Here is a 17,652-nt window from a genome sequence, read left to right as displayed (position 1 = left end):
CCGCCGGCCACCGCGTGCTGCCGCTGCCGGGGCCCAGCAGCGTCACCACCGCGCTCAGCGCGGCCGGTGACACGCAGGGCGAGGACTTCCGCTTCGTCGGCTTCCTCTCCAGCAAGGCCGTCGAGCGCACGGCCCAGTTGCGGGAACTGGCCACGCGACCGGAGACGACCGTGCTGTTCGAGGCGCCGCACCGCATTGCCGCGCTGGCCGGCGCCCTGGCCGAGGTGATGCCGGCACGATCGCTGAGCCTGTGTCGCGAGCTGACCAAGCAGTTCGAGCACGTCGAGACCCTGGACGCCGAGGCCTTGCCGGGCTGGCTGGCGGCCGACCCGCACCGCCTCCGCGGCGAGTTCGTGCTCGTGCTGCACGCCCTGCCGGCTGCGGCCGCCGAAGACAGCCCGATGATCGCCAGCGCCGAGCGGCTGTTGCGCACCCTGGTCGCGGCACTGCCGCTGAAGCAGGCCGTGGCACTGACGGCCGAGGCCACCGGCGCCCCCCGCAATGCCCTCTACGAGCGGGCGCTGCAACTGAGATCCGGGGCGCCGACCGAGGACGACGCCTGAGCCTCGCTTCATCCCTTGGTCGGGACGGCCTGGCGATCGTGCTTCTGGTGCCGGATGTCGCGGCTGGCGCGGTTCTGCATGTTCGTCAGGCGCTTGCGTTCCGCGGGAGTCACATCACCGTCGGCCTTGGCTCGGCTTTCCGCCTTGCCGATGTGGGCCTGTTCCTTCTCGAGCCGGTAGGTCTCCCGGGGCGTCAGCGCGCCGGAGCCCACGCCCTGCTGAATGCGCTGCTCCTGCCGCTGCTCGCGCTGGTCGATGCGCGGCGTGGCGGTCACGCCTTGCGCAAAGCTGGCGCCCGCGGCGGCCAGCAGGACGGCACTCAACAGGACGGGAATGGTTTTCATTGCACTGGCTCCTTGCTCGGTCAAAGGTGGGAAGATGCTCCCCTCCTTCCAACGCCGAGGCTGCAAGGCCGTGCACCCGTCCACTGCGCGAATCGGTAAAGATTGGTGAAGCGTGTGACATCCCCTGCTGCCTAGAATCGATATCCCATGATCTCGCGCGAACCCACCCTCGAACGCCTGGCCGTCGCTCGCCAGGTGCTGCTCGAACCCTTCGGCCTCGACGAGGCCAAGCTCGCCAACGCGCTGCGCGTGATCGGCGAGCACCGCATCGACGATGCCGACCTCTACTTCCAGTACACGCGCAGCGAGGGCTGGAGCCTGGAGGAGGGCATCGTCAAGAGCGGCAGCTTCGGCATCGACCAGGGCGTCGGTGTGCGCGCCGTGGCTGGCGAGAAGACCGCCTTCGCCTACAGCGACGACATCTCTGAAGCTGCCCTGCTGGACGCGGCGCGCACGGTGCGCACCATCGCGGCCTCGGGGATGAGCCGCTCGGTCAAGGTCGGCGGCGCGCCGAAGATCGCGGGCAGCCGCGTGCTGTACGCGCCGATGGACCCGATCGCGACGCTCGACAGCACACAGAAGGTGGCCTTGCTTGAGCGGGCGGAAAGTTGGCGCGCGCGCGCGACCCGCGCGTGGTGCAGGTGATGGCCGGCCTGGCCGGTGAGTACGACGTGGTGCTGGTGGCCCGCGCCGATGGCACGGTCGCGGCCGACGTGCGTCCGCTCGTGCGCCTGAGCCTCACTGTGATCGCCGAGCAGAACGGCCGCCGCGAGATGGGCTCGGGCGGCGGAGGCGGGCGCTTCGGGCTTGGCTATTTCCGCGATGACGTGATCGCCGGCTACGTGGACCAGGCCGTCAACGCCGCATTGACGAACCTCGAGAGCCGCCCCGCACCGGCCGGCGAGATGACCGTGGTGCTGGGCCCGGGCTGGCCCGGCATCCTGCTGCACGAGGCCATCGGCCACGGCCTCGAAGGCGACTTCAACCGCAAGGGCTCCAGCGCCTTCAGCGGCAAGATCGGCAAGCGCGTCGCGGCCAAGGGCGTGACCGTGCTCGACGACGGCACCCTGCCCGACCGGCGCGGTTCGCTGAACGTCGACGACGAGGGCAACCCGAGCCAGCGCAACGTGCTGATCGAGGATGGCATCCTGAAGGGCTACATCCAGGATTCGATGAATGCGCGGCTGATGAAGGTCAAGCCGACCGGCAACGGCCGGCGCGAGAGCTACGCGCATGTGCCGATGCCGCGCATGACCAACACCTACATGCTGGGCGGCGACAAGAGCAGGGACGAGATCGTCGCAAGCATGAAGAAGGGTTTGTACGCCACCAACTTCGGTGGCGGCCAGGTCGACATCACGAGCGGCAAGTTCGTGTTCTCGGCCAGCGAGGCCTTCTGGGTCGAGAACGGCCGAGTCCAGTACCCGGTGAAGGGCGCCACCATCATCGGCAACGGCCCGGACGCATTGACGCGCGTGAAGATGATCGGCAACGACCTGCAGCTCGATACCGGCGTGGGCACCTGCGGCAAGGAAGGCCAGAGCGTGCCGGTCGGCGTCGGCCAGCCGACGCTGCGCATCGACGGGCTCACCGTGGGGGTACGGCTTGACCTCAGCCGAGTCGCCGGCGACGGTGACCCTGGCGGACGTCGAGGCCGCTGCACGCCGGCTGGCCGGACAGGTGCTCGACACACCGTGTGTCGAGTCGAAGACACTGTCCGAGATCACCGGCGCGCAGGTCTTCCTGAAGTTCGAGAACCTGCAGTTCACCGCTTCCTTCAAGGAGCGCGGCGCGTTGAACAAGCTGCTGGCGCTGGTCGCCGCGCGCGACGACGGCACCGCCGCGTTGAAGGGCGTGATCGCCGCCTCCGCCGGCAACCATGCGCAGGGCGTGGCGCATCACGCGCAGCGGCTGGGCCTGCGCGCGGTCATCGTGATGCCCCGGCACACGCCGACGGTGAAGGTCGAGCGCACGCGCGGCTTCGGTGCCGAGGTGCTGCTGCACGGCGAGAGCTTCGACGAGGCTCGCGCGCACGCGCTGGAGGTGGCCGCGGCGCAGGGCCTGAGCTTCGTGCACCCCTTCGACGATCCGCTGGTGATCGCCGGCCAGGGCACGATCGGCCTGGAGATGCTGCGCGCGCAACCGACGCTCGACACTCTGGTCATCGCCGTCGGCGGCGGCGGGCTGATCTCCGGCATCGCGACCGTCGCCCGGGCGCTGAAGCCCGGGCTGGAGATCGTCGGGGTGCAGACGGCGCGCTTTCCGGCGATGGTGAACCTCGTCAAGGGCCGCACCCATCCGCAAGGCACCAGCACGATCGCCGAGGGCATTGCCGTCGGTGAGCCGGGGCGGATCACGCGGGCGATCGTTCGCGACCTCGTCGACGACATGGTGCTGGTGGACGAAGCGGACATCGAGCATGCCCTGGTGATGCTGCTGGAGATCGAGAAGACGCTGGTCGAGGGGGCCGGCGCCGCGGGTCTGGCTGCGCTGCTGAAGGAGCCCGGGCGCTACGCCGGGCGACGCGTGGGCTTGGTGCTGTGCGGCGGCAACATCGATCCGCTGCTGCTGTCGGCGATCATCGAGCGCGGCATGTGCGAGCGGGCGGCTGGCACGCATCCGCGTCGACGCGCGCGACGCACCCGGCGCGCTGGCGCGCATCACCGCCACCGTGGCCGAGGCCGGCGCGAACATCGAGGAAGTGCATCACCAGCGGGCCTTCACCACGCTGTCGGCGCAGAACGCCGAGGTGGAGTTGGTGCTGCAGACGCGCAACCACGCCCACATCGGCGCGGTGATCGTGGCCCTGGTGGCTCAGGGTTTCGAGGCCAAGGCCTACTGATCCGGCCGGACGACGATCGAGCGACGCATGCGGCCCAACCTCGGCGTCGTGCTACATTTCGCTCCCATGCGCTTCGACGCCTACTTTTTTGCGTACTTTTGGTTCTCGCACCGCCCCGGCGGAGGAGAGGCCCGCGCATCAGCGTAAAAGCAGCGCAAGCCGAATCTCAAACCGCCGGGCCCAACCCGGCGGTTTTTTTTCGACCGTTCGCCCCCCGTCAGACCGCCCAGGAGAAACATCGATGAATGCCCTGTCCGCCAACGTTCCCGAGGGTTGGGCCGCGCCCGCCGACAAGACCAGCCAGACCGATGACGAACGGATCGAGGACGTGATGCCACTGCCGCCGCCCGAGCACCTGATCCGCTTCTTCCCGGTGCGCGGCACGCCCGTCGAGGAGCTGGTGTCCAGCACCCGCCGCCGCATCCGCGACATCATGCGCGGCAATGACGACCGCCTGCTGGTCATCATGGGCCCGTGCTCGATCCACGACCCGGTGGCGGCGGTGGACTACGCGCGCAAGCTCAAGGCCCAGCGCGACAAGTACGCCGACACGCTGGAGATCGTGATGCGCGTGTACTTCGAGAAGCCGCGCACCACCGTCGGCTGGAAGGGCCTGATCAATGACCCCTACCTCGACGAGAGCTTCCGCATCGACGAAGGCCTGCGCATCGCGCGCCAGCTGCTGCTGGAGATCGGCCGCCTCGGGCTGCCGGCCGGCAGCGAGTTCCTCGACGTGATCTCGCCGCAGTACATCGGCGACCTGATCTCCTGGGGCGCCATCGGTGCGCGCACCACCGAAAGCCAGGTCCACCGCGAGCTCGCCTCGGGCATCAGCGCGCCGATCGGCTTCAAGAACGGCACCGACGGCAACATCAAGATCGCCACGGACGCCATCCAGTCCGCCAGCCGGCCGCACCACTTCCTGTCGGTGCACAAGAACGGCCAGGTCGCGATCGTCGAGACCCGCGGCAACGCCGATTGCCACGTCATCCTGCGCGGCGGCAAGACGCCGAACTACGACGCCAGCAGTGTCGGCGCGGCCTGCGCCGAACTCGGCAAGGCCGGGCTGCCGGCCTCGCTGATGGTCGACTGCTCCCACGCCAACAGCAGCAAGCAGCACCAGAAGCAGATCGACGTGGCGCGCGACGTCGCCGACCAGTTGGCCGGCGGCAGCCGCCAGGTTTTCGGTGTGATGGTCGAGAGCCACCTGAGCGCCGGCGCCCAGAAGTTCAGTGCCGGCAAGGACGACCCGGCGAAGCTCGCCTACGGCCAGAGCATCACCGACGCTGCATCGGCTGGGACGATTCACTGGAGGTGCTGGGCGTGCTCAGCACCGCGGTGGCGGCCCGGCGCGGACGGGGCTGAACGACTCGGCGAGACAACCGGGTTACATCACACGAGCCTCAGCAACAAAGTGAGCGCATGCAAACGAGAGTAAGCGACGCCGCCGTCAGGTAACGGAGGCAAGCTGCCGCAAGAGTGCTGGCCGGAGACCCCGGTCGGCGCTTGAATGGAGGTTCCAGAACTTCCTGCGAAGGAAACCTCCATGAATCGCTCTCGCATCACCCCTTCCATCCAGACCCAGGCGCGTCAGGTCATCGAGATCACCGTGGTCAGTCTGGCGCTCGCCGGCACCGTGGGTTTCGCCAACCTGGCTCAGGCGCAGGCGGCTCCAACCGACAAGTCGAGCGACGTGACGGCACAGCAGGCTTTCAAGCGTGCCGATGTCGACACCGACAACAAGCTGAGCCCCGCCGAAGCGGCGAAGCTGCCCGCGATCGCCCAGCGCTTCAAGTCGCTCGACACCGACCGCGACGGTTTCCTCAGCGCCGAGGAGTTCATGGCCGGCAGCAAGGCCCCGCAATGAGGCCGCTGGCCGGTTGAGCGGGCGGCGTCAGTCCGGGGTCTCGAGCCTCGGGCTGCGCCAGTACACGTCGTCGCCGCCCAGGCCGTCGAGGTTGGCCCGGTTGAGCACGCGGGCCAGCACGAACAGCAGATCGCTCAGCCGGTTCAGGTACTGGCGGGGCGCAGATCGCACCGCGCCCGGCTCGGCGTTGGCAAGTGCTACCACGGCCCGCTCCGCGCGGCGCGCCACAGTGCGGCCGAGGTGGGCGATCGAGGCGCTGCGCGTGCCGGCCGGCAGGATGAATTCCTTCAGCCGCGGCAACGCGGCGTTGTGCTCGGCCAATGCGTCGTCCAGCGCCGCCACCGCCTCGTCCTTCAGCAGGGTGTAGCCGGGAATCGACAGCTCGCCGCCCAGATTGAACAGCTCGTGCTGCACCGCCACCAGCAACACGCGCAGCGCGTCGGGCAAGGGCTCGCACAGCAACAGGCCGAGCAGCGAATTGAGTTCGTCGACGTCGCCCATGGCCTGCACGCGCAGGTGATCCTTGGCCACACGGGTGCCGTCGCCGAGCCCGGTGGTCCCGTCGTCGCCGGTGCGCGTTGCGATCTGTGTCAGTCGATTGCCCATCACGCGATGCTAGCGGACTCGGGGCCGCAGCAGTCCGGCTTCCTTGTTTCTAGAATGGCCCACGGCTCCGAGCCGTCGAGAGGAGACACGATGAACGCCCCGATCGATCTGTTGCCCCGAATCGCACGGCGGCCCATGCCGGCGGCGATGCTCGCCGCGCTGAAGGCTCACTTCGGAGAGCGCTGTTCCACGGCACAGGCCATTCGCGAGCAGCACGGGCGCGACGAATCGCCGTTCGACGTGCCGGCACCCGATGCCGTCGTGTTCGCGACGAGCAACGACGACGTCGTGGCGCTGATGGCACTGGCGCAGTCGCATGGCGTGCCGGTGATCCCGTTCGGCATCGGCTCCTCGCTTGAAGGCCACCTGCTGGCGGTGCAGGGCGGTGTCAGCGTCGACCTGTCGCGCATGAACCAGGTGTTGCGCGTGAACGCGGAAGACCTGACCGTCACCGTGCAGGCCGGCGTGACCCGCAAGCAGCTCAACGAGGCGCTGCGCCATGACGGGCTGTTCTTTCCGATCGACCCGGGCGCCGACGCCACGCTCGGCGGCATGTGCGCCACCCGCGCCAGCGGCACGAACGCGGTGCGCTACGGCACGATGCGGGAGAACGTGCTCGGCCTCACCGTGGTCACGGCGAACGGAGAGCTGATCCACACCGGCTCGCGGGCACGCAAGTCGTCGGCGGGCTACGACTTGACGCGGTTGTTCGTCGGCAGCGAAGGAACGCTCGGCGTGATCACCGAGATCACGTTGAAGCTCTACCCCCTGCCGGAAGCCGTCAGCGCGGCGGTCTGCCATTTCCCGACCATCGACGCGGCGGTGCGCAGCACCATCCAGGTCATCCAGATGGGCGTGCCGATCGCGCGCTGCGAGTTGCTCGACGTGCACGCGGTGCGGGCCGTCAACGCACACGACCACCTCGGGCTGCGCGAGGCGCCGATGCTGCTGATGGAGTTCCACGGCAGCCCGGCGGGCGTGCAGGAGCAGGCGGAGACGGTACAGGCCCTCACGACCGACCTCGGCGGCGAGGACTTCCAGTGGGCTACCACGCCCGAAGAGCGCACGCGGCTGTGGACCGCCCGCCACCATGCCTACTTCTCGGCGCTGCAGACCCGGCCCGGCTGCCGTGCCGTGACGACCGACACCTGCGTGCCGATCTCGCGCCTGGCCGAATGCATCAACGAGACGGTTGCCGAGGCCGACGCGAGCGGCATTCCCTACTTCATCGTCGGTCACGTCGGCGACGGCAATTTCCACGTCGGCTACCTGATCGATCCGACGGCGCCGGGTGAGCGCGCCGAGGCGGAGCGCCTGAACCAGTTGCTGGTGGCACGCGCACTGCGGCTCGAAGGGACCTGCACCGGCGAACACGGCATCGGCCTGCACAAGATGGGCTTCCTGCTCGACGAGGCCGGCGCCGGCGGCGTGGCGCTGATGCGGCAGATCAAGCATGCGCTGGACCCCGGCAACATCATGAACCCCGGGAAGATCTTCACGTGGTGAGACACGTCGACCGCAAAGTCGTCTCTCCAGGCCGCCTCCCAGCACCGACGCTGCGAGGTGCGCCGCGGCATGAACACCTCGGCCTTCATCGCGCTGGCACTCACGCGTCCCGGGCTCGTGGGCGCGGTCGCGCCGTCCTCGCGGCGGCTGGCGCGGGCCATGGCGTCGCAGATCGGCGATGCCGGGGCCCTGATCGAGCTCGGCGCGGGCACCGGCGCCGTGACCTCCGCGCTGCGGCACGCCGCGCCTGGAACTCCGCTACTGGCCGTCGAGCTGCAGTCCGATCTCGCGAGCGGCCTGCGGCGGCGCTTCCCCGACATCGAGGTGGCCTGCGCTCCCGCGCACGAGGTGCTGGCGCGGCATGCGCACGCTCCTGTCGACACGATGCTGGTCTCGTCGCTGCCGTTCAGAAGCCTGCCCGAGCCGATGCGCAGGACCACGCTGGCGGCATTGCTTCAGTTCATCGAGGCCCACCCGACGCGACGCATGGTCCAGTACACCTACCAGCCGCGTGCTCCATTCGAGCTGCCGGCTCGCAGCTCGCTGCGCTGGTCGCTGCGCGACGTGGTGTGGGGCAACCTGCCGCCCGCAGGCGTCTGGGTGCTGGGCGGCGACGGCGCCTGAAGTGCGGCGGTCCGATCGACCGCCTCGCCGGCAAAGCTCACGTCAGACACAGCTCCACGCAATTGCGGCCCTGCGCCTTGGCATGGGTGAGGCCACGATGGGCGCGCCGCGTCAACGCGATCGGCTCGATGTCGGCCGCACGCACTGCCACCGCGACGCCTATGCTCGCCGTCAACGGCTCGACCACCCAGGGCACCGCGGCCAGGGCGATGCGCATGCGCTCGGCTGCCGCCATCGCACCGCCCGTGTCGGTCGACGGCAGCAACACGCTGAACTCGCCGGCCCCGCAATGCGCAAGCACGTCATGGCCGCGCAGGCTGCCTTCGAGGCCCTGCGCCGCCTGTCGCAGCGCCTCGTCGCCGACCGGGTGGCCGTGCAGATCGTTGAAATGCTTGAAGTGATCCAGATCGACGGCCAGCAGCGCGAGATCGCCTCCATGGCGGCTCCAGCGCGTCCACTCCTGCGCGAGCCGGCGCTCGAAGGCCGTGCGATTCCACAGGCCGGTCACCTCGTCGGTGTTGCCCTGCAGATCCAGCAAGGCGCTGGCACGGCGCAGCTCGAGTTGAGCCACCGCCTGTTCGGCCAGCAGGCGCAACGCGTGCTGCTGGCGTGACGACAGGCTGCGCGCGGTCCGATCCAGCACGCACAGCGTGCCGACAGCCCAGCCCTGAGGCGTGACGAGCGGCGCACCGGCGTAGGTGTGCCATCCGCCGGCCGCGCCGAGCGCCGGATGGGCCGCGAAGCGAGGATCGCCGGCCGGGTCGGCCAGCAGGAGTCTGTCGTCAGCCTGTTCGATGGCCTGCGCGCAAGGCGCATGGGTACGAGGTGCACTGTCGCCCTCAAAGCCGGTCTGTGCCTTGAACCAGAGGCGGTCCCGATCGACCAGCGAGATCAGCGACGCCTGCGTGTCGCAGATACAGGCCGCGAGCTCGGTGATCGCATCGAACGCCGGCTCCGAACCGGTCTCGAGGACCCCGTAGCGATAGAGCGCCGCGAGACGCTGCGACTCCGCTTCGGCCGGCGACATCGCGGCACCCGACCACGCGCCAGCGATCGTCGTTCCAGAGGACACCTGGGCCATGAGACTCTCCTCGCTCGCTCGCGCCACCGCCACGGCGGCAGCCCTGCCTTCACGCGACGCCGGCCGATGCGCGGCGTCTACCCGGGCCGCCCCAACGCGGCCTGCTGCGTGAATGTGTGCCGCGCCGGTCAATTCGGCGGCGCCGGCACCGTCCACTTTCTGGTGATCTCGCCGGCGCCGTCGGCGCTCTCGAGGTGCACGTCGAAACCCCACAGTCGGGCCACGTGCTTGAGCACCTCGGTCGTCTGCTCGTTCAGCGGACGATCGTTGTGCTGGGTGTGACGCAGAACCAGCGAGCGATCGCCACGCAGGTTGACGTTCCATACCTGGATGTTGGGCTCGCGCTGGCCGAGGTCGTACTGGTGCGACAGCGCCTCACGCAGACGTCGGTAGCCGGACTCGTCGTGGATCGCAGAGATCTCGAGCTCGGATTCCTTCTCGTCGTCGAGCACTGCGAACAGCCGCAGCTCGCGCATCAGCCTCGGCGACAGGTACTGGCCGATGAAGCTCTCGTCCTTGAAGTTGCGCATCGCGTGATCCAGCGTGACCAGCCAGTCGGCGCCGGCGATCTCGGGGAACCAGTGGCGGTCTTCGTCGCTGGGCGATTCGCAGATGCGCTTGAGATCGGTGTACATCGCGAAACCGAGCGCATAGGGGTTGATGCCGCTGTAGGCCGGGTGACCGACCGGGGCTGGTAGATCACGTTGGTGTGAGACTTCAACCACTCGACCATCATGCCGTCGGCCAGGTGGCCGTTGTCGTACATCGTGTTGAGCAGGCGGTGATGCCAGAAGGTGGCCCACCCTTCGTTCATCACCTGGGTCTGGCGCTGCGGGTAGAAGTACTGCGCCACCTTGCGCACGATGCGCACCACCTCGCGCTGCCAGGGTTCGAGCAGCGGCGCGTTCTTCTCGATGAAGTACAGCAGGTTCTCCTGCGGCTCGGCCGGGTAGCGCTGCGCGTTGGCTTCCTCGGCAGCAGGTTCGGCGCGCCGTGGCAGCGTGCGCCACATGTCGTTGACCTGCTGCTGCGCGTAGGCCTCGCGCTCGGCACGGCGCGTCTGTTCCTGCGCCAGCGACAGCTTGGTGGGGCGGCGGTAACGGTCGACGCCGTGATTCATCAAGGCATGGCAGCTGTCGAGCAGATCCTCCACCGCGTCGAGGCCCCGCCGCTCCTCGCATTCGGCGATGTAGTTCTTGGCGTAGACAGGTAGTCGATGATCGACGACGCGTCGGTCCACATGCGGAACAGGTAGTTGCCCTTGAAGAAGCTGTTGTGCCCGTAGGCGGCGTGCGCGATCACCAGCGCCTGCATGGCCAGCGAGTTCTCCTCCATCAGGTAGCTGATGCAGGGGTTGGAATTGATGACGATCTCGTAGGCCAGGCCCATGTGGCCGCGGCGGTAGTTCTTCTCGGTGGCGATGAACTCCTTGCCATAGCTCCAGTGCCGGTAGTTCACCGGCATGCCCACCGACGCGTAGGCGTCCATCATCTGCTCGGCCGTGATGATCTCGAGCTGGTTGGGATAGGTGTCCAGGCCATAGCCCCTGGCCGTCTCGCGGATCACGTCGTGGTATTGGTCGATCAGCTCGAAGGTCCAGTCGCTCGAGCTCGGCAACGACGTCTTGGCCCGCGGACTCGCGACGATGTCGCTCGCGGCGCGAACACGCCCCACCGCCGGCACGTCGGACTCGGTGAACAGGTCGGGCGTCGCAACCGACACCGCCTCTCGCTTGCGTGTCATGACGACTCCTTGCGCGGCCGAACGCTCATGTCGCGCCTTCCTTCTTGAACAGATCACGAAAGACGGGGTAGATCTGCGAAGGCTCGAGCACCTTGCGCATCGCGAAGTGCGGGTTCGTCCGGGCGACCTGTGCGTATTCTTCCCACAGGTTCTGCTCGGGTTCGGCCACCTGCACGTAGGCGAAGTAGCGGCACAGCGGCAGCAATTGCGTGGACACGATCTCGCGGCAGCGGCCGCTGTCGTGATGCCAGTTGTCGCCGTCGCTGGCCTGCGCGCCGTAGATGTTCCACTCGCTGGTCGGGTAGCGTGCGCGGACGATCTCCTCCATCAACACCAGGGCGCTGGAGACCACGGTGCCGCCGGTTTCGGTCGAGTGGAAGAAGCCTTCTTCGTCGACCTCCTGCGCCTGCGTGTGATGGCGGATGAAGACCACGTCGATCTTCTCGTAGTGGCGCGTCAGGAACAGGTAGAGCAGGATGAAGAAGCGTTTCGACAGGTCCTTGCGCGCTTCGTCCATCGAGCCCGACACGTCCATCAGGCAGAACATCACCGCCTTGGTGGTGGGAACCGGCACCTTGACGCGGCTGCGAAAGCGCAGGTCGATCGGGTCGAGGAAGGGGATGCGTGCGACCTTCTGGCGCAGCAGCTCGATGCGGCCCTCCAGGTCCTTGATCTCGCGCTGCCGCAAGGCATGGCCCGGGTCGAGGTCGACGCCGCCGGTGTCGAGCCGCGAACGCTGCTTCAGGCTCGCGAGCTGGGCCTCCAGGTGCCGCAGCTCTCGTCGCGCATCGGCGCCGAGCGCGATGCGTCGGCCGATCGCGCCGCGCATCGAACGCACCACGTGCAGATTGCTCTGCGTGCCGTCGCTGGTGAAGCCGGCTCGCTGGTTCTTGAACTCCGGTGTTTCGGCCAGCTGCGTCTTCACGAGGTTGGGCAGTGCCAGGTCGTCGAAGAAGACCTGCATGAACTCTTCCTTGCTCAGGTGGAAGACGAAGTCGTCCTCGCCCTCGCCCGAGTCGCTGGCCTGTGACCCGCCGCCCTGCCCGCCGCCGCCCTCGGGCCGCTTGATGCGGTCGCCGCGCACGTACTCCTTGTTGCCCGGATGCACCATCTCGCGCTTGCCGCCGGAGCCGTGCCCGAACAGCGGCTCGGAGACGTCGCGCTTGGGCAGCGTGATGTCCTCGCCTTGCTCGATGTCGCGGATGCCGCGGCCGCTGACCGCCTTGCGCACGGCCTCGCGAATCTGCGCCTTGTGTCGGCGCAGGAAACGCTCGCGGTTGCCGATCGACTTGTTCTTGCCTGCGAGCCTGCGATCGATGATCTGCTGAAGCGCCATGCGTTGTGCTCGAAGTGGAGGTCGCTGTCAGCGCCTGGGGCGACGACGCCGCTCGCGTTTCCCAGCTCTCATCATGAACTCTTTCTCACACGCAGGTACCACTCGCACAGCAGGCGCACCTGCTTGGGCGTGTAGCCCTTCTGCACCATGCGGTTCACGAAGTCCTCGTGCTTCTTCGCCTCGTCGGCACTGGCCTTCGCGTTGAAGCTGATCACCGGCAGCAGTTCCTCGGTGTTCGAGAACATCTTCTTCTCGATCACCGTGCGCAGCTTCTCGTAGCTCGTCCACAACGGGTTGTTGCCGGCATTGTTGGCACGGGCGCGCAGCACGAAGTTGACGATCTCGTTGCGGAAGTCCTTCGGGTTGGCGATGCCCGCCGGCTTCTCGATCTTCTCGAGCTCGGCGTTCAACGAGCCCCGGTCGAACACCTCGCCGGTGTCCGTGTCACGGTACTCCTGGTCCTGGATCCAGTAGTCGGCGTAGGTCACGTAGCGGTCGAAGATGTTCTGGCCGTACTCGGAGTAGCTCTCGAGGTAGGCGGTCTGGATCTCCTTGCCGATGAACTCGGCGTAGCGCGCCGCCAGGAACTCCTTGATGAAGCCGAGGTACTTCTGCTCGGTCTCGGTGGGGAACTGCTCGCGCTCGATCTGCTGCTCCAGCACGTACATCAGATGCACCGGGTTCGCTGCGACTTCCGACGAGTCGAAGTTGAACACCTTGGACAGGATCTTGAAGGCAAAGCGCGTCGAGATGCCGCTCATGCCCTCATCGACGCCGGCGTAGTCGCGGTACTCCTGGTAGCTCTTGGCCTTGGGATCGGTGTCCTTGAGGCTCTCACCGTCATAGACCAGCGCCTTGCTGAAGAGCGAGGAGTTCTCCGGCTCCTTCAGGCGCGACAGCACCGCGAACTGCGCCATCATCTTCAACGTGCCGGGCGCGCACTTCGCCTCGCTGAGCGAGGAGCCTCGAATCAGCTTGTCGTAGATCTTGATCTCTTCAGTGATGCGCAGGCAGTACGGCACCTTGACGATGTAGATGCGGTCGAGGAAGGCTTCGTTGTTCTTGTTGTTGCGGAAGGTCTTCCACTCGCTCTCGTTGCTGTGCGCGAGGATGATGCCGTCGAAGGGGATCGCGCCGAAACCCTCGGTCCCCTTGTAGTTGCCTTCCTGGGTCGCCGTCAGCAGCGGGTGCAGCACCTTGATCGGCGCCTTGAACATCTCGACGAACTCGAGCAGACCCTGGTTGGCCAGGCACAGGCCGCCGGAGTAGCTGTAGGCGTCGGGATCGTCCTGTGCATAGGTCTCGAGCTTGCGGATGTCGACCTTGCCGACCAGCGAGCTGATGTCCTGGTTGTTCTCGTCGCCCGGCTCGGTCTTGGCCACGCCGACTTGCTTCAGGATCGACGGATAGCGCTTCACGACTCTGAACTGTCGGATGTCGCCGCCGTACTCGTCGAGCCGTTTCACGGCCCAGGGCGACAGGATGCGGTTCAAATAGCGCCGCGGGATGCCGTATTCCTTCTCCAGGATGGGGCCGTCCTCGGCCATGTCGAACAGGCCGAGCGGCGATTCGTTCACCGGCGAGCCCTTGATGGCGTAGAACGGCACTTCCTGCATCAGGTGCTTCAGCCGTTCGGCGATCGAACTCTTGCCGCCGCCCACCGGTCCCAGCAGATAGAGGATCTGCTTCTTCTCCTCGAGCCCCTGCGCCGCGTGGCGGAAGTAGGAGACGACCTGTTCGATCGAATCTTCCATGCCGTAGAACTCGGCGAAGGCCGGATAGCGCTTGATCACCTTGTTCGCGAACAGGCGCGACATGCGCGGATCGTTGCGGGTGTCCACGAGTTCGGGTTCGCCGATGGCCTTGAGCATGCGCTCGGCCGCCGTGGCATAGGCCACCGGCTCACGCCGGCAGATGTCGAGGTACTCCTCGAGCGTGAACTCTTCCTCGCGGCTGCGCTCGTAGCGCGCTGCAAAGCTGCTGATCACATCCATCACGTCCTCCGTTCCAGATTCGGGAGGCGGCGTCGCCACGTGGTCGGCCTGTCACCGGAGAGATCTCGGCTGGCCACTGTGCAGCGCTGCCTGCGGTTATCGATCAAGCGGTCTCGACGATCATGCATCCTTGTCTGGTGCGACGACAACAATACGAGGCACTTTCCGGGTCAATTGCAGGAATCGAGCCCTGCCACCGACTGTGCAAATAGCATGCCCCTTTCCGCCGCAATCCGCCAGTCATGGCGTGGGAGCCTGCCGCGGGGAAGTGGTTCCCCGATGAACGTGACGGCGCATGCCCGTTCAACGCCCGAGTGCGGGCAACGGTTCACCGTGCGCGGCGCACGCGCAAGACGCCTGCGAACACGCGCCAGCGGCCGCCCTCAGCCAGCGGCCGGACCGCGCAGCTTGTCGAGCAGTCCCGACAACTCGTCGAGCGAGCCGAAGGCGATGGCCACCTCGCCCTGCTCGCCGCGCTTGCTGCGCTTCTTGACGCGGATCTCGACCGCCGCCGTCAGAACGTCGGCCAACTCTTCCTCCAGACGCACGATGTCACGCGACTTGGCCTGCTGGCCGCGCAACAGCTGTGTCTGGCGACCACCGGCCGTCGCGCGAGCCACCAGCTTCTCGGCTTCGCGCACCGTCAGCTTCTTCGCGGCAATCTCGTGAGCCGCGGTCACCTGCTGGGCCCGCTCGAGCACCAGCAAGGCCCGTGCATGCCCCATGTCGAGGTCGCCGGCCATCAGCATCTGCTGCACCGGCTCGGCCAGGTTGAGCAGCCGCAGCAGGTTGCTCGCGGCGCTGCGTGAACGGCCGACCGCCTGCGCGGCCTGCTCGTGCGTCAGACCGAATTCGTCGGTCAGACGCCGCAGGCCCTGCGCCTCCTCGAGCGGATTCAGGTCCTCGCGCTGCATGTTCTCGATCAGCGCCATGACCGCGGCCGACTCGTCGGACACGTCCTTCACGAGCACCGGCACCTCGCTCAGACCGGCCAGCTTGGCAGCCCGGCTGCGGCGTTCGCCGGCGATGATCTCGTAGCGGCCGAGCGCGGCTTCGCCGACCGGGCGGACGAGGATCGGCTGCATCACGCCCTGGCTGCGGATGCTTTCGGCCAGCTCGTAGAGCGAACCTTCGTCCATGCGCGTGCGCGGCTGGTACTTGCCTGCCTGCAGCTGGCTCAGCTTCAGTGTCGTGGGCAGGCCGTCGCCGGCCGGCTGCGCTGGTGCGTCCTGTGCCTTGGGCCCGAGCAGCGCTTCGAGGCCGAGGCCGAGGCCCTTGGGTTTCTTGGTGACCATGTCGATCATTCTCACCGAGCCGGCCACCGTCGGCGCATCGCGTGCGGCGTGGGGCTCAGCCCGTGCGCAGCGCGATCAGCAGTTGATGACCCGCATCCCAGTCGCCCAGGCCGGATTCGCTGTTGAGGTGGCCGACCGCTCCGGCCACGACCAGGGTCGCGCCCCAGTCCTGCGCCATCGTGCCGGCGCGCTGCGGGGCGCAGTACGGATCATCGGTGCTGATCACCACCGTGGCTGCAAACGGCAGGCGCCGGCGCGGCACCGGTCGCCAGGAATGGAGCTGCGGCGGCATGTCTTCGCGCTCGGTGTCGGGGGGGCCGACGAGCAGCGCGCCGCGCACGCGGTCAGCCTGCTGCGTGTGTGCAGCCCAGGCGGCGACCAGCTGGCAACCCAGGCTGTGGGCGACGAGCCAGCACGGCTGCGGGGCCGCCAGCAGCACCTCCTCGAGGCGGGCCATCCAATCGCCTCGGCGCGGCCACTGCCAGTCGTCCTGTTCGACGCGGCGGTAGCCGTGGCGCCGCTCCCAGCGCGTCTGCCAGTGGTCGGCATCGGAGTTCTGCCAACCAGGCAGCACCAGCACGGAGGAGGAGGTGTCGGGCATGCTCGACCCTCAGCGCAGACTGGCGAGGCGCTTCACCATCTCGTTGGCGAACTGCACAAAGGCCTGGGCGCCCTTCGACTGCCCGTCGAACACGACGCCCGGCACGCCGTAGCTCGGCGCTTCGGCCAGGCGCACGTTGCGCGGGATCACGGTGTCGAACACCTTGTCGCCGAAGTGCGCCTTGAGCTGCTCGCTCACCTGCTGCTGCAGCGTGATGCGCGGATCGAACATCACGCGCAGCAGACCGATGATCTGCAGCGAGGGGTTGAGGTTGGCGTGCACCTGCTTGATGGTGTTCACCAGGTCGGACAGGCCTTCGAGCGCGAAATACTCGCACTGCATCGGCACCACCACGCCGTGCGCCGAGCACAGGCCGTTGAGCGTCAGCAGGCTCAACGAAGGCGGGCAATCGATCAACACGAAGTCGTACTCACCGTCGACGGCGGCCAGCGCGGTCTTGAGCCGCTGGTCGCGGCGTTCGAGGGCCACCAGCTCGACTTCGGCGCCCGCCAGCTCGCGGTTGGCGCCGAGGACGTCGTAGCCGCCCTTCTCGGAGCGGCGGCGCGCCTCGGCGATCGAGGCGGATTCGAGCAGCACATCGTAGACCGAGAGCTCCAGCGTGCGCTTGTCGATGCCCGAGCCCATGGTGGCGTTGCCCTGGGGGTCGAGGTCGACGACCAGCGTGCGCTGGCCGATCAGCGCGAGGCCAGCGGCCAGGTTGACGGTGGTGGTCGTCTTGCCGACGCCGCCCTTTTGGTTCGCGATGCAGAAGATCTTGGCCATGACTCAGCCGCCGAGGGCGACAGGAACGCCCACCGCGCGGGCTGCGCGGCCGAGGGCAGGGTCCAGCGTCGCAAGCGGCAGGCCGCGGCGCTGGGCGAGGTCGAGGTAGAGCGCGTCGCAGGTGCTGAGGCCGCGGTCGCGGGCCAGATCCAGCACTTCGTGCCGCATGCGCTGCGGCACGCCGGCTTCGGTCTCTATCGGCAGCTCGTCGAGCAACGCCACGATCTCGGCGACACGCCCCTTCGTGGTGCGGCCACGCCGCTCGGCGAGCAGCAGGATCTGCGTGACTTCGGCGTGCCAGATCTCCGGCACCACGGCGCCGTGGCGGGCCACCTCGAGCGCGAGTTCACGGGACGCCGGCGTCTGCGCATCGGCGGACAACCACGCCAGCGCGGCCGAGGCATCGAGCACGACCGCCGCCATCAATGCGGCTCCTCGCCGTGCAGGGCCCGCCAGTCGCGCCCCAG

Annotated in this window: 13 protein-coding genes and 4 pseudogenes; 7 read left to right on the top strand and 10 right to left on the bottom strand. The window is 67.8% G+C overall.

The window, feature by feature from the left end; translation table 11 throughout:
• Positions 1-563, top strand: a 563-nt coding sequence (locus x551_RS03820; RefSeq protein WP_036247606.1) for an SAM-dependent methyltransferase, incomplete at its 5' end; no start/stop codon positions are given.
• A gap of 8 nt (positions 564-571) precedes the next feature.
• On the opposite strand, the gene x551_RS03815 is transcribed toward x551_RS03820, so the two are convergent.
• Positions 572-907, bottom strand: a complete 336-nt coding sequence (locus x551_RS03815; RefSeq protein WP_036230739.1) for a hypothetical protein — start codon at positions 905-907, stop codon at positions 572-574.
• 147 nt (positions 908-1,054) lie between these two features.
• Here x551_RS03815 and tldD point away from each other — a divergent pair.
• From tldD to x551_RS23275, 4 genes and pseudogenes are all read left to right on the top strand, one after another.
• Positions 1,055-2,505 (top strand): annotated as a pseudogene (gene tldD, locus x551_RS03810) (metalloprotease TldD); the annotation flags it as partial.
• Between the two features lie 7 nt (positions 2,506-2,512).
• Positions 2,513-3,749 (top strand): annotated as a pseudogene (locus x551_RS03805) (threonine ammonia-lyase).
• A 241-nt stretch (positions 3,750-3,990) separates the two neighbouring features.
• Positions 3,991-5,114 (top strand): annotated as a pseudogene (locus tag x551_RS03800) (3-deoxy-7-phosphoheptulonate synthase).
• A 181-nt stretch (positions 5,115-5,295) separates the two neighbouring features.
• Entirely contained in the window at positions 5,296-5,616 is a 321-nt protein-coding gene (locus x551_RS23275; protein ID WP_051495598.1) for a hypothetical protein, read from the top strand.
• 27 nt (positions 5,617-5,643) lie between these two features.
• Here the strand turns inward: x551_RS23275 and x551_RS03790 are convergent, their stop codons facing one another.
• Positions 5,644-6,222: a cob(I)yrinic acid a,c-diamide adenosyltransferase gene (locus x551_RS03790; protein WP_011831346.1), complete on the bottom strand. Its 579-nt coding sequence runs from the start codon at positions 6,220-6,222 to the stop codon at positions 5,644-5,646.
• A 90-nt stretch (positions 6,223-6,312) separates the two neighbouring features.
• Here x551_RS03790 and x551_RS03785 point away from each other — a divergent pair, with 90 nt between their 5' ends.
• Positions 6,313-7,728 carry an FAD-linked oxidase C-terminal domain-containing protein gene (locus x551_RS03785; protein ID WP_036230743.1) on the top strand — a complete coding sequence of 472 codons (1,416 nt, stop codon included), beginning with the start codon at positions 6,313-6,315 and terminating at the stop codon, positions 7,726-7,728.
• 69 nt (positions 7,729-7,797) lie between these two features.
• Entirely contained in the window at positions 7,798-8,352 is a 555-nt protein-coding gene (locus x551_RS03780) for a hypothetical protein (RefSeq protein ID WP_036247605.1), read from the top strand.
• 37 nt (positions 8,353-8,389) lie between these two features.
• Here x551_RS03780 and x551_RS03775 read toward each other — a convergent pair whose 3' ends face one another.
• The 8 genes and pseudogenes from x551_RS03775 to x551_RS03740 form a co-directional block, all read right to left on the bottom strand.
• Positions 8,390-9,433: a sensor domain-containing diguanylate cyclase gene (locus x551_RS03775; protein WP_081771202.1), complete on the bottom strand. Its 1,044-nt coding sequence runs from the start codon at positions 9,431-9,433 to the stop codon at positions 8,390-8,392.
• 128 nt (positions 9,434-9,561) lie between these two features.
• Positions 9,562-11,176, bottom strand: a pseudogene (locus tag x551_RS03770) (SpoVR family protein).
• 25 nt (positions 11,177-11,201) lie between these two features.
• A complete protein-coding gene (locus x551_RS03765) occupies positions 11,202-12,512 on the bottom strand; it encodes a YeaH/YhbH family protein (protein WP_011831351.1) in 1,311 nt (436 codons plus the stop codon).
• 71 nt (positions 12,513-12,583) lie between these two features.
• Positions 12,584-14,506, bottom strand: coding sequence for a PrkA family serine protein kinase (locus tag x551_RS03760; protein ID WP_011831352.1), 1,923 nt, complete (start codon positions 14,504-14,506; stop codon positions 12,584-12,586).
• A gap of 383 nt (positions 14,507-14,889) precedes the next feature.
• Complete coding sequence (locus x551_RS03755; protein ID WP_036230775.1) at positions 14,890-15,801, bottom strand: ParB/RepB/Spo0J family partition protein; 912 nt, start codon at positions 15,799-15,801, stop codon at positions 14,890-14,892.
• Positions 15,802-15,856: 55 nt separating this feature from the next.
• A complete protein-coding gene (locus x551_RS03750; protein WP_036230753.1) occupies positions 15,857-16,402 on the bottom strand; it encodes an alpha/beta hydrolase in 546 nt (181 codons plus the stop codon).
• A 9-nt stretch (positions 16,403-16,411) separates the two neighbouring features.
• Entirely contained in the window at positions 16,412-17,185 is a 774-nt protein-coding gene (locus x551_RS03745) for a ParA family protein (RefSeq protein ID WP_011831355.1), read from the bottom strand.
• Positions 17,186-17,188: 3 nt separating this feature from the next.
• Positions 17,189-17,608, bottom strand: a complete 420-nt coding sequence (locus x551_RS03740; protein ID WP_011831356.1) for a type II toxin-antitoxin system VapC family toxin — start codon at positions 17,606-17,608, stop codon at positions 17,189-17,191.
• Positions 17,609-17,652: the final 44 nt, after the last annotated feature.

This window comes from Methylibium sp. T29, from assembly GCF_000576205.1.
GTDB lineage: Bacteria > Pseudomonadota > Gammaproteobacteria > Burkholderiales > Burkholderiaceae_C > Methylibium > Methylibium petroleiphilum.
This window is presented reverse-complemented; position numbering and strand designations above follow the sequence as displayed.